Genomic DNA, 21,785 nt, shown 5'->3' with positions numbered 1-21,785 from the left:
CGTTATGGCGTCTAGGTTCAGGAATATCCTGACCATCAAAGTCCGCTGGCCGACCGGTCACCGAGCCCCGCGTCTTTGGGCGAGCAAAAAGCCCAACGCCTCCACACAGGGAGGCGTTGCGGGTTTTCAGAAACACCGAATGGAATGCATCTACTCTTGGCAACCTCCCTGGAGCCCCCGAACCTGAGCGATCAGGTGAAGGTGGCCCCCTTCAAGACCCAGGGTCCAACGTTCGCGTCACCTGAGGTCGAAGCGATCGAGGTTCATTACCTTGGTCCAGGCCGCTACGAAGTCTTTCACGAACTTCTCCTTCGCGTCGCTGCTTGCATAGACCTCAGCCAACGCCCTCAACTGCGCATTCGAGCCAAAGACGAGATCGACACGAGTGCCTGTCCATTTGAGGTCGCCGTTTTTGCGATCGCGTCCTTCAAACTCTTCATTGGCGTCCGAGACCGGCTTCCATTCCACACCCATGTCGAGCAGGTTGGTGAAGAAGTCGTTGGTCAACGCTTCAGGTCGTTTGGTGAAGACCCCGTGCCGGGTTTGTCCGACGTTGGTATTGAGCACGCGCAGGCCGCCAATGAGCACCGTCATTTCTGGTGCAGTGAGTGTCAGTAGTTGCGCCTTGTCGATCAGTAATGCCTCGGCCGGTACGCGGTAACGGGTCTTGAGGTAGTTACGGAAGCCATCGGCGATGGGTTCGAGAAACCCGAAAGACTCGACATCCGTCTGTTCCTGGCTCGCGTCCATCCGCCCCGGAGTGAAAGGCACCGTGACGGTGTGACCGGCATTTTTCGCCGCCTGTTCGACGCCAGCGCTACCGGCCAGCACGATCAGATCCGCCAGCGAGATCTTCTTGCCGCCAGTCTGCGCGCTGTTGAACTCGCTCTGAATCTTCTCGAGGGTCGCCAGCACGCTCGCCAGTTGCCCAGGCTGGTTGGCCGGCCAGTCCTTCTGCGGGGCCAGGCGCAGGCGCCCACCGTTGGCGCCACCACGCTTGTCGGAGCCACGGAAGGTGGAAGCCGCCGCCCAGGCAGTTGATACAAGCTGCGAGACTGTCAGGCCACAGGACTGAAGCTTGCTCTTGAGTGAGACAATGTCACTGTCGTTGACTTGGGCATGGTCGACCGCCGGGATGGGGTCTTGCCACAGGAGTTTTTCGTTGGGCATTTCCGGGCCGAGGTAGCGCGAGAGCGGCCCCATGTCGCGGTGGATCAGCTTGAACCAGGCGCGGGCGAACGCGTCGGCCAACTGATCGGGATTCGCCAGGAAGCGCCGCGAAATCTTTTCATAGATCGGGTCGAATCGCAGGGACAGGTCCGTGGTCAGCATGGTTGGATTACGCCGCCTGGACGGGTCGTGAGCATCCGGAATGATGCCCGCGCCGGCGCCGTTTTTCGCCGTCCACTGGTTCGCACCCGCCGGGCTCTTGGTCAGCTCCCACTCGAAGCCGAACAGGTTCTCCAGGTAATTGTTGCTCCACTTCGTGGGTGTCGTGGTCCAGGTCACTTCCAGGCCGCTGGCGATCGTGTCGCCACCTTTTCCAGTGCCGAAGCTGCTCTTCCAGCCCAGGCCCTGCTCTTCGAGGCCAGCGGCTTCGGGGTCGGCGCCCACATTGGTTACAGGCCCGGCGCCGTGGGTCTTGCCGAAGGCGTGGCCGCCGGCGATCAGTGCCACGGTTTCTTCGTCATTCATCGCCATGCGAGCGAAGGTTTCGCGGATATCCACCGCAGCAGCGACCGGGTCCGGGTTGCCCTCCGGGCCTTCCGGGTTGACGTAGATCAGGCCCATTTGCACCGCAGCGAGCGGTTTCTCCAGGTTGCGCTCCTGGACAGTAGGGCTCTCATCTTTGCCATAGCGCACGTCGCCCCCCAGCCAGGTTTTTTCGGAGCCCCAGTAGACGTCCTGATCCGGGCCCCAGACGTCCGGACGACCTCCGGAAAAACCAAAGGTCTTGAAGCCCATGGACTCCAGCGCGACGTTGCCGGTGAGGACGATCAGATCGGCCCAGGAGATGTTACGACCATACTTTTGCTTGATCGGCCAGAGCAGTCGGCGCGCCTTGTCGAGGCTGACGTTATCCGGCCAACTGTTGAGCGGCGCGAAGCGTTGCTGACCGGAGCCGGCACCACCACGCCCGTCACCGGTGCGGTACGTGCCTGCGGCGTGCCAGGCCATGCGAATAAAGAACGGTCCATAGTGACCGAAGTCCGCAGGCCACCAGTCTTGCGAATCGGTCATCAGCGCATGCAGGTCTTTCTTGAGCGCCGCAAAGTCCAGTTTTTTGAACGCTTCGGCGTAGTTGAAGCCCTCGTCCATGGGATCGGACAGGGACGAGTGCTGGTGCAGGATCTTCAGATTGAGTTGGTTTGGCCACCAGTCGCGGTTCGACGGGCCACCGCCCGCGGCGGCGTGATTGAACGGGCATTTCGATTCAGTTGCCATGTGTGAGCTACCTTTGGTCGTGTTCATCCGGCTATCCGGCCCGGCGTGGGCGCGCAATAGCGACGAGCGAAATCAATGACATAAGCTGCAGGGCCAACAATTCGATCAATTGATCATCGTGGTCACACGGGCAATCCGGATAGCGGCAATCGAGTTGCCAGCACGGTGGCCCACGGCAAGCCTAGTACGCTTCTGACTTATTCGTATCTCTTATCAGGTCTCAACCGGCCAGTTTTCACCAGCGCTCCGTTCAGGTTAGACCCCTATAAAGCAGTCAGCTAATAGGTGGCGTATCAGGTCCTGATAGGCCTAGTCTTTTACCTGACACCTAAGACCTGATACGTGACATCCACATGCACAGGAGAGGGCCAGACCATGAATAAGCGCCCGCGCCGCACGGCCATCCACGAAGCTGGCCACGCCCTGGCCTTTTGGTGGAATGATCAGCACATAGAGCGCGTCACTGTGCGCACCTGGACAGAAGCCTTCACCGGCCCAATGATTGATCTGCGCGGCAACCCGCAAAACGTAGAGGGGTTGGTAGAGGCTGATTACTTTGTCCAGCACCCATCCTTCGACGCCCCCGGGATTGCTGAATACCTGCCCTCTATGGTCGAGTCTATTGAACGCGACCTTCTCCATTGCTTCGCCGGCCCCGTGGCCGAAGCAGTCTACAGGCACACCAAATCTGACAAATTCATCAGCGGCAGCGGCTGGGGTGACCGGCGCCGGGGTTACGAATTGATAAGTTTGCTGCCCGCACGAAAGCTACTCGACGCCGAATCCCAGGCAATCGCCCGCTCCAGCTGTCTGGTGCGTCGTTACTGGCCCGCTGTCACCGCTGTGGCGGATCTTCTGCAAGAGCACGGCACGGTTAACGGGGAAGCTATAACAGCGCTGCTGTGCCAAGTCACCGGGGAGTCACCTACGCGGCTCACTAATGACCTGGCAACCCTCGACACGCGACGCAATAGGCAGTGGACTGCAGCCCACTCGAAGCTACTTTTCAGCAAGGCCCAGCAATCGTCTGACCGAACTGACAATGACGGTCCATCAGCTCAATCCTGAAAAAATAATGGGCGCCTACAAGCGCCCCCATGCCATTGTCAGTCATCAAACGGTGTCTTCGGTGCCGGTCGCTGACTGGGTTGTTTCCCATTCGGGCCACTGTGGGTCGATAGCGGCCACCCTCCTGAATAAATCCACAGTCGCTTTTTCCTTAACGGAAATACCGGAACAGACCACGATTTCAAAAACCGTTGAAATCGTGGTCTGCCCCCAAATCCAAGCCCCCCAAAATCCAAACCCCTACCCGACCGGCGTAGGAGCTGCCGAAGGCTCGGGCCGCGTTCGGACGATCTTTTGATCTTCAGCTCCGAAACTCTTGTAGGAATCCACCCACCGTGGCGAGGGGGCTTGCCCCCGTTGGGCTGCGAAGCAGGCCCAAGCCCTGGCACCCAATTTCCTCAGACACTCCGCAGCGCCCGGTTTACGGTAAATACACCGCCGAACATGGACAAACCACATCGCCACAATGGCCGCGCAGCGTCCTACCCCCCGGTTGCGGCGCCAAAAACCGACGCCTATATTCGATCCGTCGCTGACAGCTGTTAGCGATAGGGTTTCGCAGCCCTACAGAAGATGACACACACCGCTAAATGACAACTGTGGCAAAATTTGCCGCCGTTACGTTTTATGGCGGCTGTGTGTGTGGGAGACCCTCGGGTCTGCCGGTTTGACTCTTCTCCGGTCTGCGAACCCGCACATAGCTGCCACCCATTTGTTTCGCAGCAGAATGGTGGCACTTCATTATCCTTTGAAGAGTTCACCCTTATGACCACGAACAATCCGCCCCACCGCTTCACCCCCATGTCCCAATTTGCCACCGACAACCCAGTCCTGCACATCGACAGCGACGCCCCGCTACGCGAACTCCACAACTGCGTCAGCGAACGCCTCAACGCCGTCCTCAAATACCTCAACCTGATGGCCTGCACCAGCCTCCCCGACTACGCCGAGAACGACATCAACACCGTCACCAACATCGCCCGGATCCTGGTCCAGGATGTTGCCGATGTGTTTGGGGTGATTGAACAGCGTGGGTTTGATACGCCTAAGGGGCAGTGAGTAAATTTCAGCCACCAACCCCCGCGTTGCTGCGGGGTTTTGGCCGAAGAATACTTCGCAAAATAAATACACCCTGTTGTGCATGTAGGATTCTTCGGCCTCTAACTTCTTAACTCACTGTAAGAAACATCTGAAATGCCTCAGACGCTGAGCCACCGAAACAAAAACTAAAACACTCCCGACAGAATGCCTGTAACACTCGGAATAGAGTGATCGGCTAATTAAAGGAGCAACACGTATGGCTAACCACGGTTACATGAGCATTACCGGAAAACGACAAGGCTTGATTTCCGCCGGCTGCTCCAGCTTAAGCTCTATCGGTAACAAATGTCAGATTGGTCATGAAGACGAAATCATGATTTTGGCTTACTCGCACAACATGATTACGGGCAATGACGGTGGAGTTTCAGGTGGCCGCGGAAAACACCTGCCTATTATGATTACCAAGAACATCGACAAATCGTCACCATTACTGGCAAGTGCCCTCCATGAGCGCGAAGAAGTGGAGTGCATTATCAATCTATATCGAACCTCGCCTGCTGGCGGCCAGGATAAATATTATTCAATACGGCTCACGGGGGCGAAAATTGCACATATCAGCCTACAAGTCCCCCACTCCATTCACATGAGCGATGCACAACCGCAAGAACTGGTATCCATTCGCTATCGAGATATTAGTTGGACACATATTCAGGCAGGCACAAGCGCTTATAGCACTTGGGGCAACGAGGATGAATGATACAACCTGCGATATTCATGACGTAACTAAAGCCGCATCCGATCTTGTTGCGTTCGGGTGCTCTATCGGTGCTACGCAGCTGTACGATAGTTTTTTGCAGCTTCAATTTAGCTCGATTGTTTCATCTTATGCTAATGAGATTATCCAAGCGGTTGATGAAGGTATCATCAGTGCGTGGCAGGGGATACAAAAGATCCGAGAGGAATACGCTGAGTTATCGTCCAAGGCGCTTTTTTATGCTCAAAACGGCGCTGGGATGGTGGCGGGGGCCATGCAGATTGAGGCTGGCGCCACCGTTTTAGGGAGCACAAGAGGTTTGGCCGTAGTACCTGGAATACCTTTAATCGCGCATGGATTCAATAACATCTATGAAGGCGCCGGCAATATCTACAATGGCCCTGGCGCACCCGGGGTGGTTGGACCCGTTCGAGAGTTTTATCAGGACCGACTTGGAAGCATTTACGAGGGCAATATGACCTACTACTCCATGGACGTGTACTTATCTATAAATGGCTTATCAAAGCTTGTTCGAAAGCCCGACTCGATGCAGTTATTTAACCGCGACCCTATCAACTATGAAATGGCCTACAAACAAATGGGGAGGCTCGCTTTAGCTTTCGAAGCGTTAGTCGACGCTATCACAATCAAAACAATGATAAACGAGAGCAACGTAGCAATTGAAAATAAGCAACCATGAGCGCGAACAACTCATTCATCGCCTACACCGTGACCGCCCAGCATAAAAACTCAAGAAGGCAAAGATTAACGTAAAAACAAGGAACACAACAGCCACAATCAACAAATAAGGCGCACCATCTAATAGCTCAATTCTCTTCACCTGAGGCATAAAAATCATGGTCCCAGTTACGGCTCCAATGACAATACCAACCCAAGAACCGCGCAAACTAATATACTTTTCTTCCATCATCCCGCCAAGCCACACATTACGCAGCCTAGGGACATAAAAACGCAAACCTAAGAAACTAATAACCATATATATAACAATGCAGGTTACTCGCAAATAGCTGCCCTCCAAGGGTATTACTTGCTTTATCCCCCCAACAATTATTACGGTATAAAATCCGGCAGAGCCCAAGACAAGAGAACACACCCAAATATAATAGCGAGCATTGCTAAAATTCATAAATACATGATCCATCATGGCTACAACATTTGAAATCATTATAGCCATGCTTCAGATCGATGGAAGCACTGAAACATCTACTAAATCAAAAGTTCGCCAGAGTGTTGGCACTGATGATTTCAGCCTCATCCGCCCCAATATTCCGAAACCGATGCGGCGGCGTCGTCGGAAAGTAATACCCATCCCCGGCATTCAGCACACTAATCTGCCCATCCACGGTCAACTCAACCGTGCCACGGGTAACGAGCCCACACGCCTCCCCTTCCGCATGCACGATAGGCTGTTTGCCAGACGTACTGCTCCCTCAAAAGCCGCATCTGCCGACTCGGTACCGAAGCCCCAATCAGCAACAACCGCAACCCAAGACGCCCGAGATCCGGCTGTTCATTGGCACGAAACACGTACTGATATTCGCGAGGCGGTTGATCAAAGGTAAAAAAGTCCGCCAAAGACATAGAAATGCCTTCAAACAGTTTCTTGAGGGAACTAACGGAAGGACCGACGCGATTCTGTTCGATCAGGGAGATGTGGCATTGGTGACGCCGCTACGCCGGGTCAGGATGACGACCATCAATCACAGCCAAACGGTCTAAGCTCATCCGATCGGGACTTATCGTGCTTCAGACGGCTCGCCATTTTGGGCGTAGCGGCTTGCTGGTGATGGGGCATGTCGATTATGTGCATCTCGTTGCGCGGTCAACTCTCGCCGCCAAGCGACACGTACATTGGCTCGGGGCCCCTTCCACGCGCACGTCTGGAGACACCGCCATGATTCGCGTCCTGTTGACCGCTTTTATGCTGCTTGCTCTAAGCATCCCGGCACATGCTCAGGTGACGCCATTTCCTGCGTCCTTTCGCACTCAGGACATCCCTGTAGAAGGCGTCACACTCCATGTGCGCGTCGGCGGCAAGGGGCCGGCCGTGGTGCTGTTGCATGGTTTTGGCGATACCGGCGATATGTGGGCGCCATTGGCCGCCGATCTGGCCCGGGATCACACGGTCGTGGTGCCGGACCTTCGCGGCATGGGCTTGTCGTCGATCCCGGACGGCGGCTACGACAAGAAGACCCAGGCGGGCGACATCCGTGCGGTGTTGGCAGCCCTGGGTATCGAACACTCGGTGGTCATCGGCCACGACATCGGCACCATGGTCGCCTTCGCCTATGCCACGCGTTATCCGCAGCGTACCGATCGTCTGGTGGTAATGGATGCGCCCGTGCCGGGCATTCCGCCCTGGAACGAGATTGTCCGCTCCCCGATGCTTTGGCACTTCGACTTCGGCGGGCCGGATGCTGAACGCCTGGTGGCCGGTCGTGAGCGAATTTACCTGGATCGGTTCTGGAACGAGTTCGCGGGCGATCCCGCCAAGGTGGATGAAGCAACCCGTCAGCATTACGCCAAACTCTATGCCCGCCCCGGCGCCATGCGGGCAGCCTTCGCCCAGTTCCGCAGCATTCGTCAGGATGAGGTGGACAACAAAGCGTCGATGGCGACGCGGCTGACGATGCCGGTGTTGGCCATTGGGGGTGAAAAATCCTTTGGAGCCAATGAAGCAATCGTGATGCGCAACGCAGCGGACAAGGTCACGGAAGTGGTGATTCCGGGGGCAGGACATTGGCTGATGGAAGAAGCGCCAACGCAGACTATTCGAGCGGTTCGAGACTTCATTGCGCAGTGATGGGAAGAAATCTCGAAGGGAATTTCTTGCAAGGCCCTGTCTCCAGGGCCTGCCAGACGATAGCGGTTAGTAAACCTGCACCCGCCACAGCTCCCGCGAGGAGGAAGCCGCCGACATTGGCAGTCGGCCGTGCAGCGTCCGATAGTTGTCGACCAGCACCAGATCACCTTCGCTCCATTGATGGGCGATCAGGCAGTCCGGGTCATAAACCAGCGCGTTGACCTGTTCAAGCAGCGCCTGCTGGGCCTCCTCGTCATGGTCCTGCACAGACTGGCTCAGGGTCTGCAATGCCGAGTCGGTACCCTCTTGGTAACGCAGGATGAGTTCGCCGCTACGGGGGTTATGATCCACCAGGCTGTACATGCGCGGCGAACCACCGAAGTAGGTCATCTTGGTGTAGTAGGTGATGTTCACGGCCTGCCATTGTCGGGCGACTTGCTGCCCGACTTTTCGCAGCACGTTTCGGCTGTCGACGATGGTGGTCTGACCCTCGCCCGGCTGCGGCGCTATCTTGCAATACAGCATGAATTTGCTGGCGCAGAATTTCGGATTGCGCTGAACCTGTGCGTCGCTGTCGGGCAGCATATTCAGGTCCCAGTGCAAAGGCGTTTTCTCCAGCGAGTGCACCACGCCTTGGGGTTTGTCCGCGGGCTTGACCACATGCACGGCACCGAAGGCCCACTCGTACAGCGTGCCAAAGCGTTCGCAGCTGCGAGCAAAACTGTCCTGGTCGTCGAAGCGACAGCCCTTGAGACAGACGAAACCAAAGGTTTCCACCAGTGCCTCCAGCAGGCCGGTGGACAGTCGCTCGAAACCCAGCCCCAGCGGGTCTCGCACCACCAGGCCAAATAGTGGAAGCTTTTGCAGTTCGTATTCGAAGCCTTGGGCCTGCGGGCTTTCTGTTTGGTGGTAGAGCCATGGCCGCCCCTGCCAGGTGACCAGCACATGGTGGTCGAGGTCGACCTGGGCCCGTGCGCGAAGACGCAGGCTACCATCGATGTTGCACACCGGCACGGCATGCCAGGGGCTGTCGACACGGGTCAGCCCTTCAGCCAACCCAAAGGTAAATTTGGGCCCGGCATTGCTGTACTGATGGACCGATAATCGAATGTCATCGCCGAAGAAACGATCCACTGCCGCATTCAATGCCTGCCCGCGAAACATCATCTGGTAGGCTTTGAAGTTGATTTGCTGCAGGTACTCGTCCTCGCTCTGCCCGCCCTCACGGCACAGGCGCAGGTCGTTGTACAAATGACTACAGAGGTTGTCATGGGCCTGGCTGAGGGATTCATCGTGCCGGCTCTGCTCGATCAGTTCTCCAAGGTTTTTCCAGGGTAGACGGGCCTGCTTGACCAGGCTAGCGCGAACCGCCTCGGCACTACGGGCCTGCGGGAACAGGTCTTCCATGCTGACCCACTGAATCGTATGGGTGGTGCACAGTTCACGCAAAGCCCGGTTGTAGGCCGCGCGAACGTCGTCGGCCACCCCAACAATGTCATTGAACGTCGTCCCGTCGCTGAGGATCGACACCACACAGCCCGGTGCGTGTAACGCGGCGATGGCTTGGCCGAGCTGGTCGAGGCGCTCGATGGCCATCACCTCACCATAATCCGGCAGCACGCCGAATGTCTGGTCACTGGCGTTTGGCGACTTGCAGGGAAAACCTGGCAGTACCAGACGCACTGGCAGGTTTTGATCAAAGCAGTGCCCCAGGCTGCGCGCCAGTTGTGCTCTGCCTTGTGTTTCGAAACAATCATCCGTGCCTTTGAGCAGATAACCAGCCAGCAAATCGCTGACGGCAGCGATCCAGGCGTCTCTATGTTCCATAGAACAACTTCCTTGAGGGTTTGTGTATCAATAGGATTTGACGGTATCGCCATGCTCGGTGAACGCATGCGCTGTCCCGCAGACTTGCTGCAGAATGCGCAACAACCCGGCCGGTTGCTCACAGCAGAAGCTCGGAGCTTGAGCCTGCAAAGTATGAGTCAGGCCATACCCCCAGGTGACCGCTGCCGAGTACATACCTGCGGCACGGGCAGTTTTCAGGTCGATCTCTGTGTCACCGACGAACAAACAGCGTTGCGGATCAACCGACAACCGCCGAGCGGCTTCCCACGCCACATCCGGCTGAGGCTTGAGTGACCTGCCCGTGCGATGCCCCAGAATCGGCCCGAAAGCATTCTGCGGCAGCAATGTTCTGGAAACCTGCAAGGCCATTTCCTCGGCCTTGTTGGTCACGATAGCCAACGGCAGCTGTAACTGGCGGCAGCCTTCGAGCAATTCCAGTACACCGCTGAATGGCCGGGAAAATTGAACCAGGTTGTGCTGATATAGCGTCACATAGCGCTGGTGCAGGGCGATCGTATCAGCGATACCAAACTGCGTGGCAACCCGCTCAATCATCGCAGTGGTCCCGCCACCGATATACCCCCGCAATGTTTGCGCAGTCAGCGCCGGGTAACCGTGTTCGAGTAACACCTGGTTCAGGCACCAGGTGATGTCAGGCAAGGTGTCCACCAAGGTTCCATCCAAATCGAAGAGTACGGCTTCGACCCGCAACCGAGACGCCATCATTGAGCACTGGCGTAGTGACAAGGACGCCCCTTGCGGAACACCAGACGGTGGTAGCGCTCATCGACATTACTGCGTTTTTCGAGGGTGACCACACCCCGTCGCTTGATTGCTACCGAATGCCAGGGAGTACGCCACAGGTCACTGGTTGGCACCAGCCGGATACCGATCTTCGTCGACACCGCCAGTTGCGGGTGAATCGACAGGCGCAGGCAATGCGGGTAGCGCGCCAGTAACAGGGCGCTCCAGGCTTCACTGCGCTGAATCACCCGCTGGGAGGCCGGCTTGGCGACCTTCTTCACCGCATTCAGGCTCATGCCGGCGAACACCTTGAGCCCCGAGTAATCCTCGGAAAGAAAGCGATGGATACCGCAGTACATCAACATCATGTGCGGTTCATCCTTGAAGCGCTGCTGCAACAGGACCAATGACTGGCCGTGCTCGATCATCATCTCCTCACGCATGGCGTCCAGACACTCAAGCTGAGGATAGGCATCCCTGAGGTCGAAATGGGCGAACGTACCGGGATAAAGCTGTTCGGCGTAGTCCTGGATAGCGTCGGTGTAAGCCTTGACGTCAGAATCGGGAACATGCACCAAGTCAGAGAACACATAGCCATCGGAGCAGATATGAATCAGCGCGCCCGGCGCATAGATCTCCTGGATCTCCTCGCACAGGCGGTGTAACTCGTCGATTGCATGGTGTTCAGCAAGATCAGGGAGATGGCTCAGGGTTTTCTTGCGGCTGGGCGACTTGCCGGGAAAGGCTGGCAAGACCATTTCGACCTTGCGACCGCTCTCGACCGCCTGCATTACCTTCGCCAGATGGGGTTCCAGCACCTGCAACGAAAGCTCATGATCTTGTTCCGGGGCAAGACTACGACGCCGAAACAGACATTCGAGGATTTGCTGGGCAATGTTCATGTGCGGGGTGTTCTGATGCGCATGCACCAGCTGACCGCCCGCCTGTTGAGCAACGGTATTTGAACCTTGCATAGACAATCCCTTGTGTGGTGAATAACGGCCGTTTTTTGGCCATCAGCAGATATGCCTTACCTGCGGGCGGCTAAATTCCTACAAGTCGTAAGAGTTTGTCAATCGTAGCCATCAGGAATATTACGTCCTGCACGAGCCCCTCCCTCCCGGGCCTGCCGTCAGTTAAGTAATCAACCCCTGCCTAGCCTACAAAAGCCCTTTCACCATCGGTGGACGGAGAACTAAAAAGCCCCGTCCATTTCTGGCGGGGCTTTGGGTAATTACGTCAAATCCTACGAACGCATGACCTCATGGCCCGCCTGAGGTGGTCATGGAGGAGCACATCATGTTTATGCGGCGTGTGTAGGTCATGGGTTGATGGTGTTTTGGATGATCCAACTTGTCAATCTCGGAGCGGAGTTACGAAACATCCGCGTCCGGCTCAGGCTGTTTGAAAACGTTCAGGTTCGAAAGCAACCACCGAGGCCGCTTTCACATCAGAAGTTAGCCGGCGTATTCGCACTAATAATCTCCGCCTCATCCGCCCCAATATTCCGAAACCGATGCGGCAGCGTCGTTGGAAAGTAATACCCATCCCCGGCATTCAGTACACTAATCTGCCCATCCACGGTCAACTCAACAGTGCCACGGGTAACAAGCCCACACTCCTCGCCTTCCGCATGCACAATCGGCTCTTCGCCAGAACTGGCCCCAGGCGCGTATTGCTCGCGCAAAAGCCGCATCTGCCGACTCGGCACCGAAGCGCCAATCAGCAACAACCGCAGCCCATCACGGCCCAGGTCGGGCTGCTCGTTGGCACGGAACACGTATTTGTGCTCTTGGGGCGGTTGATCGAAGGTGAAGAAGTCCGCCAAAGACATGGGAATGCTTTCGAGGAGCTTTTTCAGGGAACTGACGGAGGGACTGACGCGATTCTGTTCGATCAGGGAGATGGTGGCATTGGTGACGCCGCTACGCCGGGCCAGCTCGCGCTGGGACAGTTTGTAGCTTTCGCGTACTAATTTGAGTCGAGAACCCGTGTCCATGACAGCCTTATGCGAGAAATACTTAAGGGTTATGGGGGTGGATGGCGGGCGACTTTTGGCCGCGAAAAACACCGCTTCCCTGTCCCAGAAACGTGAAAGGCGGCTATTAAATCACGTTTGTTCGTGTAGCTCAGCAGCTTCGATGAATGGCTGGATAAAAAGGCCGTTGACCCTGCTGCCGGTCAGTTCAGATGCGGAATTGTGGGAGCGAGCTTGCTCGCGATGGCGGTGTGTCAGGCGACATCAATGTTGAATGTGCCGACCTCATCGCGAGCAAGCTCGCTCCCACATGGATTGCATTTAACTGACTTGAATTAGCCGGCAGCACCTTTTTGGGGGGGCCGCCGGTAGTGCAACCTAGATGCCGAAACGGTCACGCATGGCGTAATACACGGCGCCCATGGCGGTGAGCGGGGCCTGGAAGGTGCGGCCGCCGAACATTGGCATGTGTGGCAACGAGGCGAAGGCATCGAAGCGCTCGGCGTCGCCACGGATCATTTCCGAGATCAGCTTGCCGGCCAGGTGCGAGCAGGTCACGCCGTGGCCGCTGTAGCCCTGCATGTAATAGGCATTTTTCTCGATACGACCGAACTGCGGCATGCGCGACATGGTCAGCAGGAAGTTGCCGGTCCAGCGGTAGTCGATCTTCACGCCCTTGAGCTGCGGGAAGGTCTTGAGGATTTTCGGCTTGATCAGTTGCTCGATGTCATCCGGCTCCCGCGCGCCGTAGACCACACCGCCACCGTACAGCAGACGGTTGTCGGCGGTCAGGCGGTAGTAATCGAGCAGGTAGTTGCAGTCTTCGACGCAGTAGTTGTTGGTGATCAGGCTCTTGGCGACTTTGGCCGACAATGGCTCGGTAACCACGATTTGCGAACCGCACGGCATGCTCTTGCGGGTGACGCGGTTGTCGAGGTCCTGAGGCAAATAGGCGTTACCGGCGATCAGCAGGTACTTGGCCCGCACCACGCCTTTGGCGGTGCGCACGGTGATCGGCTCGCCGTAGGTGATTTCCACCGCCGCCGATTGCTCGTAGATCTTGCCGCCCAGGCCGATGATGGCCGAGGCTTCACCCAGCGCCAGGTTCAGCGGGTGGATGTGGCCGCCCTGCATGTCCAGCAGACCGCCGACGTAGTTGTCCGAGCCGACTTCTTTGGCGATGTCCTTGGCGTCGAGCATTTTCAGGTTCTTGTTACCGTAACGCTCCCAGCTGCTTTTCTGCTCGGCCAGGCCTTTGAGCTGCTTCTTGTTCAGCGCCGCGAAAATACCGCCGGGTTTGTAGTCGCACTTGATGTCGTATTGCTTGATGCGCGAACGGATGATTTCCGCGCCCTCAAAGATCATGCTGCCCAGGACTTCGGCAGTCTTGTCGCCATAACGCTGTTCGATGACATCGACGTCGCGGCTATAGGAGTTGACCAGTTGACCGCCGTTGCGACCGCTGGCGCCGTAGCCGACCTTGGCGGCTTCCAGCACGGTGACGCTGTAGCCCGCCTCACTGAGAAACAGGGCCGACGACAAACCGGTGTAGCCCGCGCCAATGACGCAGACATCGCACTCGACCAGTCCTTCGAGCACCGGAAAATCGATAGTCTCGTTGCGGGTCGCGGCGTAGTAGCTGTTTACATGTTTTTGCATGATTGAATTCCCGAGCGGTCGCACGCTGATGCCTGCGACCGCTGCTGTGAAAATGTTAGAGCTTGATCCAGGTCGCCTTGAGCTCGGTGTACTTGTCGAACGCATGCAGCGACTTGTCGCGACCGTTACCCGACTGCTTGAACCCGCCAAACGGCGCGGTCATGTCGCCGCCGTCGTACTGGTTGACCCAGACGCTGCCGGCGCGCAAGCCGCGAGCGAAGGTGTGGGCCTTGCTCAGGTTGCTGGTCCAGACACCGGCCGCCAGACCGAAGATGCTGTCGTTGGCAATCGCCAGTGCTTCTTCAGCCGTGTCGAAGGTGATCAGCGACAGCACCGGGCCGAAGATTTCTTCCCGGGCGATGGTCATGGCGTTGGTCACACCGTCGAAAATCGCCGGTTCCACGTACAGGCCACCGGTGTCTTCAAGGGTGCGATTACCGCCAGCAATCAGTTTGGCGCCCTGCTCTTTGCCGATGCTGATGTAGCGCAGCACCGATTCCAGTTGGCGCTGATCGACGACTGCGCCGACCGTCGTTGCCGGATCAAGGGCATGCCCCGGTTTCCAGGCTTGCAGTGTTTCCACCAGCAGTGGAATGAACTGCTCGCGGATCGAACGCTCGACCAGCAAACGCGAACCTGCGGTGCAGACTTCCCCCTGGTTGAAGGCAATCGCACTGACCGCTGCCTGTGCTGCCGCGCGCAAATCCGGCGCGTCGGCAAACACCACGTTCGGGCTCTTGCCACCGGCTTCCAGCCAAACGCGTTTCATGTTGCTTTGCCCGGCGTAGATCAGCAGTTGCTTGGCAATCGCGGTCGAGCCGGTGAAGGCCAGCACGTCGACATCCATGTGCAACGCCAGCGCCTTGCCGACGGTGTGACCGAAGCCCGGCAGGACGTTGAACACGCCTTTCGGGATGCCCGCGTCCAGCGCCAGTTGGGCGATGCGAATCGCCGTCAGCGGTGACTTTTCCGAAGGCTTGAGGATGAACGAGTTACCCGCCGCCAGGGCCGGGGCGAACTTCCAGCTGGCCATGATCAACGGGAAGTTCCACGGCACGATGGCCGCAACCACGCCCGCCGGTTCGCGAGTGATGAGGCCCAACTGATCGTGAGGTGTCGGCGCGACTTCGTCGTAGATCTTGTCGATCGCCTCGGCGCTCCAGCGGATCGCGTTGGCGGTCGCTGGAATGTCGATGGCCATGGAGTCGCTGATCGGCTTGCCCATGTCGAGGGTTTCCAGCAGCGCCAGTTCTTCCTGGTTCGCCAGAATCAGATCAGCGAAGCGAATCAGGATGCGCTTGCGCTCCGCCGGGGCCAGTTTGGCCCAGACGCCGGACTCGAACGCCCGGCGCGCAACCTGCACCGCCACATTCGCGTCGGCTTCGTCGGTGCTGGCGACGGCCGCCAGAAAGCGGCCGTCCACCGGGCTCATGCATTCAAACGTGTCGCGGCTAAGTGCCGAGCAGTATTGGCCGTCAATGAATGCCCGACCTTCTAGTGTTAGGGACTGAAAGCGTTGCTCCCAGTCGCTGCGAGTGTTTGTCATTGTTGTGACTCGACGCAGAGAAATAAGTGATCTTCAGGCTGATACCCGTAGGAGCTGCCGAAGGCTGCGATCTTTTGATCTTGCCTGTAAAAATCAAAGTCAAAAGATCGCAGCCTTCGGCAGCTCCTACGGGGTTATTCACCAGCCAATCAGACCGTGTGCAGGTACCAGTTGTACTCAAGGTCCGAGATGGAATTCTCGAACTCGGCCAGCTCGCTTTCCTTACACGCCACGAACACGTCGATGTACAGCGGGTCGATGTATTTGGCCATGACTTCGCTGTCGTCCAGCTCACGCAGTGCATCGCGCAGGTTGTTCGGCAGGCTCTGTTCGTTCTGCTCGTAGCTGTTGCCTTCCACCGGCGGGCCCGGCTCGATTTCGTTGGTCAGGCCATGGTGAATACCGGCCAGGACCGACGCCATCAGCAGGTACGGGTTGGCATCGGCGCCAGCGACACGGTGCTCGATGCGCACGGCATCTGCAGAACCGGTTGGCACACGGACCGCAACGGTGCGGTTGTCGATGCCCCAGCTCGGCGAGTTCGGCACGTAGAACTGTGCGCCGAAACGACGGTACGAGTTGACGTTCGGGCAGAGGAACGCCATCTGCGCCGGCAGGGTCTCGAGCACACCGCCGATCGCGTGACGCAGTGCGGCGTTCTGCTCGGGATCCTCGCTGGCAAAGATGTTGTTGCCTTCTTTATCAAGGATCGAAATGTGGACGTGCAGACCGTTGCCCGCCTGGCCCGGATAAGGCTTGGCCATGAAGGTGGTGTCCATTTCATGGTCGTAGGCGATGTTCTTCACCAGACGCTTGAGCAGTACCGCGTAGTCGCAGGCCTTGATCGGGTCGGAGACGTGATGCAGGTTCACTTCGAACTGCGCCGGGGCACTTTCCTTGACGATGGCATCAGCAGGGATGCCCTGCTCTTTCGCGCCTTCGAGGATGTCTTGCAGGCAGTCGACGTATTCGTCCAGATCGTCGATCAGGTACACCTGAGTCGACATCGGACGCTTGCCGGACACCGGCGAGCGTGGCGACTGTGGACGACCGTTCACGTTGTCCTGGTCGATCAGGTAGAACTCCAGCTCGAACGCGGCGCAGATGGTCAGGCCCATGTCGTCGAACTTGCGCACCACATTGGCCAACACTTCACGCGGGTCGGCGAAGAACGGCTGGCCTTCGAGTTCGTGCATGGTCATCAACAGTTGCGCGGTGGGGCGCTTCTGCCAAGGCTCGATGCTCAGGGTGCCGGGAATCGGGTAGCAGATTCGGTCAGAGTCACCGATATCCAGGCCCAGGCCTGTGCTTTCCACTGTTGAGCCGTTGATATCCAGGGCAAACAGCGAGGCTGGGAGGTTAATGCCTTTTTCGTAAACCTTATGAAGACTGGTGCGCTCGATGCGCTTGCCGCGCACCACACCGTTCATATCCGCAATCAGAAGGTCGACGTACAAAACCTCAGGATATTTCTTAAGGAATGCGTTTGCTTCGTTGAGTTGAACGGCACGCAGAGGGACCGACATGATGCACCTATTAGCTGTTAATTATTATGTTCACTGCACTTTCACGAGCCCAGTCAATCCGAAAGGCAAAGTGAAGTCAATAGCGAACACTTGACCTTTCAGCGTTATTTTTCGGGCCTTTTTAGGGCACATGAGTGCCACATCAGCTTTTGAGCGAGCAAAAATCCTGAACATCGGACGTACGGCGTTTAGAATTTTTTACATGAGAGTTGTTAATTAAAATCAACGAGGCTAAGCTCCGGAAAAGCTCGTTCAAGTGTGAAACTTCGAGGTGATAAAAATGGCACTCAAGCCATTGATCGGCGTTACTGCGTGCGTCAAACAGATTGGCCTGCACCCCTACCACGTCAGCGGCGACAAGTACTTGCGTGCTGTCAGCGTCGCGGCTTTGGGGTTGCCGGTGGTCATTCCTTCCTTAGGCGATCTGACCGAGATTGATGAGGTGCTCGCGCATCTCGACGGTTTGCTGCTGACCGGCTCGCCCTCCAATGTGGAACCGTTCCACTACCAGGGCCCCGCCAGTGCACCCGGCACGGATCACGATCCGCAACGGGATGCCACGACCCTTCCTCTATTACGCGCAGCCATCGCTGCCGGTGTTCCGGTGCTCGGTATCTGTCGCGGCTTTCAGGAAATGAACGTGGCGTTCGGTGGCAGCCTTCATCAGAAGGTCCACGAACTGCCCGGCATGCTTGATCACCGGGAAGCGGATCATCCGGATCTGGCGGTGCAGTACGCACCGGCGCATGCGGTCAACGTGCAACCGGGCGGTGTGTTCGAAGCGCTGGAATTGCCGCAGGTGTTCCAGGTCAATTCGATTCACAGCCAAGGCATCGACCGACTTGCCCCCGGCCTGCGCGCCGAGGCCATCGCACCCGATGGCCTGATCGAGGCTATCTCCGTCGAACACAGCAAGGCCTTCGCCCTCGGCGTGCAATGGCACCCGGAATGGCAGGTCCTGGCCAACCCTCCCTACTTGAGTATTTTCCAGGCGTTCGGCGACGCGTGCCGACAACGGGCGGCGCTGCGTAATACGCGCTGACTGACGACCTCAAACAGCACTCAACGATTTAACTGCCCCCGTGAGCCCGGCGGGTGCGCCCTTGCGCGCCAGCCTTTCACGAATACAACAAAACGCTAGAACAAAAAGCATCACCCGGCAGCCAGGAAGGCGGCGCCGAATAGACCTGCTCAGTGCGGGTTCGCAATCAACTATTACGTCAGGCCGCATTGGCCCGACGACTGACACCTGTTGGGAGTTTCACATGGCAAACGCCTCCAGCATCTACAGGAAGGCTCTAGAAGGTAACCAGCAACCCAAGAAGGTTCTGGTGAGAGTCGACCGCGTAACCAAGAAATTTGATGAAACCGTTGCCGTAGACGATGTATCCCTGGACATCTACCAAGGCGAAATCTTCGCCATGCTGGGCGGTTCGGGTTCCGGTAAATCGACACTCCTGCGCATGCTGGCAGGCTTTGAGCGGCCGACCGAAGGGCGAATCTACCTCGATGGCGTAGACATCACCGATATGCCGCCCTATGAGCGGCCGATCAACATGATGTTCCAGTCCTACGCGCTGTTCCCGCACATGACCGTGGCGCAGAACATTGCCTTCGGCCTGAAGCAGGATCGCCTTCCCGCCAGCGAAATCGACGCCCGCGTCGAGGAAATGCTCAAGCTGGTTCACATGACCCAGTACGCCAAGCGCAAGCCGCACCAACTCTCTGGCGGTCAACGTCAACGTGTTGCACTGGCCCGCTCACTGGCCAAACGGCCGAAGCTGCTGCTGCTCGACGAACCGATGGGCGCACTGGATAAAAAGCTGCGCTCGCAGATGCAGCTCGAACTGGTGGAAATCATCGAGCGCGTCGGCGTGACCTGCGTCATGGTGACCCACGATCAGGAAGAGGCCATGACCATGGCCGAGCGCATTGCGATCATGCACCTGGGCTGGATCGCCCAGATCGGCAGCCCGGTCGACATCTATGAAGCGCCGGTCAGCCGCATGGTCTGCGAATTCATCGGCAACGTGAACTCCTTCGACGGCACCGTTGTAGAAGATCTGGAAGGTCACGCGATCATTCACAGCCCGGACCTGGATCAGAAGATCTACGTCGGCCACGGCGTGAGTACGTCGGTGCAGGACAAGTCGATCACCTACGCCATCCGCCCGGAAAAACTGCTGGTCAGCACCCTCAAACCCGAGACCCGTTACAACTGGTCCCAAGGCAAGGTGCATGACATCGCCTACCTCGGTGGGCACTCGGTGTTCTACGTGGAGTTGCCAAGCGGCAAGATCGTGCAGTCGTTCATGGCCAACGCCGAACGCCGTGGCACCCGCCCAACCTGGGACGATCAGGTCTACGTCTGGTGGGAAGACGATAGCGGCGTGGTACTGCGCACATGAACACTCTCACTCAGCAGTTTCAGCGGTTTTTGCCGAGCGGCCGTAAAGTCGTCATCGGTATTCCATTCCTGTGGCTGTGCCTGTTCTTCATGCTGCCGTTTTTCCTGGTGATGAAGATCAGTTTTTCCGAAGCAGCCCTGGCCATTCCACCCTACTCCGAGATCTACAGCTTCGCTGAGCAGAAATTTCATCTGCTGTTGAACCTCGGCAACTACGCCATGCTGGGCGACGATGAGCTGTACATCTCGGCTTATCTGGGCTCCTTGAAAATGGCCGCCCTCAGCACGGCCATGTGCCTGGTAATCGGCTTCCCGATGGCCTACGCGATTTCCAAGGCCAGCAAGGAAGCGCAGAACGTGTTGCTGCTGCTGATCATGATGCCGACCTGGACGGCGATCCTGATCCGCGTTTACGCCTGGATGGGTATCCTCAGCAACAATGGCTTGCTCAATGCGTTTCTGCTGTGGACCGGGCTGATTTCGGAGCCGATAGAAGTCCTCAACACCAACACCGCGGTCTATATCGGCGTGGTGTATGCCTACCTGCCGTTCATGGTGCTGCCGCTGTACGCCAACCTGGTCAAGCATGACCAGAGTCTGCTGGAAGCCGCATCGGACCTGGGTTCAAGCAACTTCAACAACTTCTGGAAAATCACCGTACCGCTGGCCAAGAACGGCATTATCGCCGGCTGCATGCTGGTGTTCATTCCGGTGGTCGGTGAGTTCGTGATTCCGGAACTGCTCGGTGGCCCGGAAACCCTGATGATCGGTCGCGTGCTGTGGCAGGAGTTCTTCAACAACCGTGACTGGCCGGTGGCGTCCGCGTTGGCGGTGGTGATGCTGGCGATCCTGATTGTGCCGATCATCCTGTTCAACCGCAGCCAAGCCAAAGAGATGGAGGGACGGGCATGAACCGTTTCGGATTTTCAAGAATGATGCTGGTGTTCGGCCTGCTGTTCATCTACATGCCGATGCTGATTCTGGTGATCTACTCGTTCAACGCCTCGAAACTGGTGACAGTCTGGGGCGGCTGGTCGGTGAAGTGGTACGTCGGCCTGCTGGATAACACCCAACTGATGGGCTCGGTGGTGCGCTCGCTGGAAATCGCCTGCTACACCTCGATTGCTGCGGTAGCGCTGGGCACTTTGGCGGCCTTCGTGCTGACCCGCGTCACCCGCTTCAAGGGTCGCACGCTGTTCGGCGGCCTGGTCACCGCGCCGTTGGTGATGCCGGAAGTGATCACCGGTCTGTCGTTGTTGCTGCTGTTCGTGGCCATGGCGCAGATGATCGGCTGGCCGCAGGAACGGGGCATCTTCACCATCTGGATCGCCCACACCACGTTCTGTGCTGCCTATGTGGCGGTGGTGGTGTCGGCGCGCTTGCGTGAGCTGGACCTGTCCATCGAAGAGGCCGCCATGGACCTCGGTGCACGGCCATTGAAGGTGTTCTTCCTGATCACCATTCCGATGATCGCGCCATCGCTGGCCGCGGGCGGCATGATGTCGTTCGCCCTGTCGCTGGATGACCTGGTGTTGGCGAGCTTCGTGTCGGGCCCGGGCTCGACCACCCTGCCAATGGAAGTGTTCTCGGCCGTGCGTCTGGGCGTGAAGCCTGAGATCAACGCCGTGGCGAGCCTGATTCTGCTGGCGGTGTCGATCGTGACCTTCATGGTCTGGTACTTCAGCCGCAAGGCCGAAGCCAATCGCAAACTCGCGATCCAGGAAGCCATGGATCAGACCGCGAGCGAATCCTGGAAGCAACCTGACTCACAGCGACCTGTTACCCAACGGATCGGTGCGACGGCTTAACGCCGTCGCGCTTCACCGCGACTGCACTGAATAGACAACGGCGCGCCCTTGTCGGGCGCGTCACGCATTACCGTTCACGCAGCGCCTTACCACCGCTGCCGTTACACGAACGGCCTCACCTGGCTCCTCGGTTAAGG

The 21,785-nt window shown here is 57.7% G+C and carries 19 protein-coding genes and 1 pseudogene; 10 read left to right on the top strand and 10 right to left on the bottom strand.

Annotated features, from left to right (window positions below):
* Positions 1–237: 237 nt before the first annotated feature.
* Positions 238–2,472, bottom strand: a complete 2,235-nt coding sequence (gene katG / locus ACIPIN_RS23930) for a catalase/peroxidase HPI (protein ID WP_401122966.1) — start codon at positions 2,470–2,472, stop codon at positions 238–240.
* A gap of 348 nt (positions 2,473–2,820) precedes the next feature.
* Here katG and ACIPIN_RS23925 point away from each other — a divergent pair, with 348 nt between their 5' ends.
* From ACIPIN_RS23925 to ACIPIN_RS23905, 5 genes are all read left to right on the top strand, one after another.
* Entirely contained in the window at positions 2,821–3,513 is a 693-nt protein-coding gene (locus tag ACIPIN_RS23925; RefSeq protein WP_401122963.1) for a hypothetical protein, read from the top strand.
* Positions 3,488–3,811 (top strand): hypothetical protein, encoded by a 324-nt coding sequence (locus ACIPIN_RS23920; protein WP_401122961.1) that lies wholly within the window; start codon positions 3,488–3,490, stop codon positions 3,809–3,811. Before ACIPIN_RS23925 ends, ACIPIN_RS23920 begins: the two co-directional genes overlap by 26 nt.
* A 467-nt stretch (positions 3,812–4,278) precedes the next feature.
* Positions 4,279–4,572 carry a fructose-bisphosphate aldolase gene (locus ACIPIN_RS23915; protein ID WP_401122960.1) on the top strand — a complete coding sequence of 98 codons (294 nt, stop codon included), beginning with the start codon at positions 4,279–4,281 and terminating at the stop codon, positions 4,570–4,572.
* 238 nt (positions 4,573–4,810) lie between these two features.
* Complete coding sequence (locus tag ACIPIN_RS23910; protein ID WP_401122958.1) at positions 4,811–5,311, top strand: Hcp family type VI secretion system effector; 501 nt, start codon at positions 4,811–4,813, stop codon at positions 5,309–5,311.
* Positions 5,304–6,008: a DUF4225 domain-containing protein gene (locus ACIPIN_RS23905; protein WP_401122956.1), complete on the top strand. Its 705-nt coding sequence runs from the start codon at positions 5,304–5,306 to the stop codon at positions 6,006–6,008. The genes ACIPIN_RS23910 and ACIPIN_RS23905 overlap by 8 nt, the downstream gene beginning before the upstream one ends.
* Before the next feature lie 15 nt (positions 6,009–6,023).
* On the opposite strand, the gene ACIPIN_RS23900 is transcribed toward ACIPIN_RS23905, so the two are convergent.
* Positions 6,024–6,503 (bottom strand): hypothetical protein, encoded by a 480-nt coding sequence (locus tag ACIPIN_RS23900; protein WP_401122954.1) that lies wholly within the window; start codon positions 6,501–6,503, stop codon positions 6,024–6,026.
* 37 nt (positions 6,504–6,540) lie between these two features.
* Positions 6,541–7,026 (bottom strand): annotated as a pseudogene (locus ACIPIN_RS23895) (cupin domain-containing protein).
* A gap of 197 nt (positions 7,027–7,223) precedes the next feature.
* Between ACIPIN_RS23895 and ACIPIN_RS23890 the strand changes: the two are divergent.
* A complete protein-coding gene (locus tag ACIPIN_RS23890; protein ID WP_401122951.1) occupies positions 7,224–8,132 on the top strand; it encodes an alpha/beta fold hydrolase in 909 nt (302 codons plus the stop codon).
* A gap of 66 nt (positions 8,133–8,198) precedes the next feature.
* Here the strand turns inward: ACIPIN_RS23890 and ACIPIN_RS23885 are convergent, their stop codons facing one another.
* From ACIPIN_RS23885 to ACIPIN_RS23855, 7 genes are all read right to left on the bottom strand, one after another.
* Entirely contained in the window at positions 8,199–9,959 is a 1,761-nt protein-coding gene (locus ACIPIN_RS23885; RefSeq protein ID WP_401122950.1) for an L-tyrosine/L-tryptophan isonitrile synthase family protein, read from the bottom strand.
* A gap of 27 nt (positions 9,960–9,986) precedes the next feature.
* Positions 9,987–10,703: an HAD family hydrolase gene (locus tag ACIPIN_RS23880; protein WP_401122947.1), complete on the bottom strand. Its 717-nt coding sequence runs from the start codon at positions 10,701–10,703 to the stop codon at positions 9,987–9,989.
* Positions 10,703–11,698 carry an L-tyrosine/L-tryptophan isonitrile synthase family protein gene (locus ACIPIN_RS23875; RefSeq protein ID WP_401122944.1) on the bottom strand — a complete coding sequence of 332 codons (996 nt, stop codon included), beginning with the start codon at positions 11,696–11,698 and terminating at the stop codon, positions 10,703–10,705. Before ACIPIN_RS23875 ends, ACIPIN_RS23880 begins: the two co-directional genes overlap by 1 nt.
* Positions 11,699–12,174: 476 nt before the next feature.
* Entirely contained in the window at positions 12,175–12,723 is a 549-nt protein-coding gene (locus ACIPIN_RS23870) for a cupin domain-containing protein (protein WP_019689637.1), read from the bottom strand.
* 357 nt (positions 12,724–13,080) lie between these two features.
* Positions 13,081–14,364 carry an NAD(P)/FAD-dependent oxidoreductase gene (locus ACIPIN_RS23865; RefSeq protein WP_401123003.1) on the bottom strand — a complete coding sequence of 428 codons (1,284 nt, stop codon included), beginning with the start codon at positions 14,362–14,364 and terminating at the stop codon, positions 13,081–13,083.
* 52 nt (positions 14,365–14,416) lie between these two features.
* Positions 14,417–15,907: an aldehyde dehydrogenase gene (locus ACIPIN_RS23860; protein WP_401122940.1), complete on the bottom strand. Its 1,491-nt coding sequence runs from the start codon at positions 15,905–15,907 to the stop codon at positions 14,417–14,419.
* Positions 15,908–16,056: 149 nt separating this feature from the next.
* Positions 16,057–17,433 (bottom strand): glutamine synthetase family protein, encoded by a 1,377-nt coding sequence (locus ACIPIN_RS23855; RefSeq protein ID WP_401122938.1) that lies wholly within the window; start codon positions 17,431–17,433, stop codon positions 16,057–16,059.
* Between the two features lie 280 nt (positions 17,434–17,713).
* Here ACIPIN_RS23855 and ACIPIN_RS23850 point away from each other — a divergent pair, with 280 nt between their 5' ends.
* The 4 genes from ACIPIN_RS23850 to ACIPIN_RS23835 all read left to right on the top strand — a co-directional run bounded on the left by ACIPIN_RS23850 (position 17,714) and on the right by ACIPIN_RS23835 (position 21,648).
* Positions 17,714–18,475: a gamma-glutamyl-gamma-aminobutyrate hydrolase family protein gene (locus tag ACIPIN_RS23850; protein WP_401122936.1), complete on the top strand. Its 762-nt coding sequence runs from the start codon at positions 17,714–17,716 to the stop codon at positions 18,473–18,475.
* A 223-nt stretch (positions 18,476–18,698) separates the two neighbouring features.
* Positions 18,699–19,841, top strand: a complete 1,143-nt coding sequence (potA, locus tag ACIPIN_RS23845; protein WP_401122934.1) for a polyamine ABC transporter ATP-binding protein — start codon at positions 18,699–18,701, stop codon at positions 19,839–19,841.
* Between the two features lie 29 nt (positions 19,842–19,870).
* Positions 19,871–20,752 carry an ABC transporter permease subunit gene (locus ACIPIN_RS23840; protein ID WP_401123002.1) on the top strand — a complete coding sequence of 294 codons (882 nt, stop codon included), beginning with the start codon at positions 19,871–19,873 and terminating at the stop codon, positions 20,750–20,752.
* The gene (locus ACIPIN_RS23835; RefSeq protein ID WP_401122931.1) at positions 20,749–21,648 is read left to right on the top strand and encodes an ABC transporter permease subunit; all 900 of its coding nucleotides are present in this window, start codon (positions 20,749–20,751) and stop codon (positions 21,646–21,648) included. Before ACIPIN_RS23840 ends, ACIPIN_RS23835 begins: the two co-directional genes overlap by 4 nt.
* The last annotated feature ends 137 nt before the right edge of the window (positions 21,649–21,785 follow it).

This window comes from Pseudomonas sp. NPDC087697, assembly GCF_044743155.1.
Lineage (GTDB): Bacteria > Pseudomonadota > Gammaproteobacteria > Pseudomonadales > Pseudomonadaceae > Aquipseudomonas.
The sequence above is the reverse complement of the archived record's forward strand: the minus strand, read 5'-3'. Positions and strand labels throughout refer to the sequence as shown.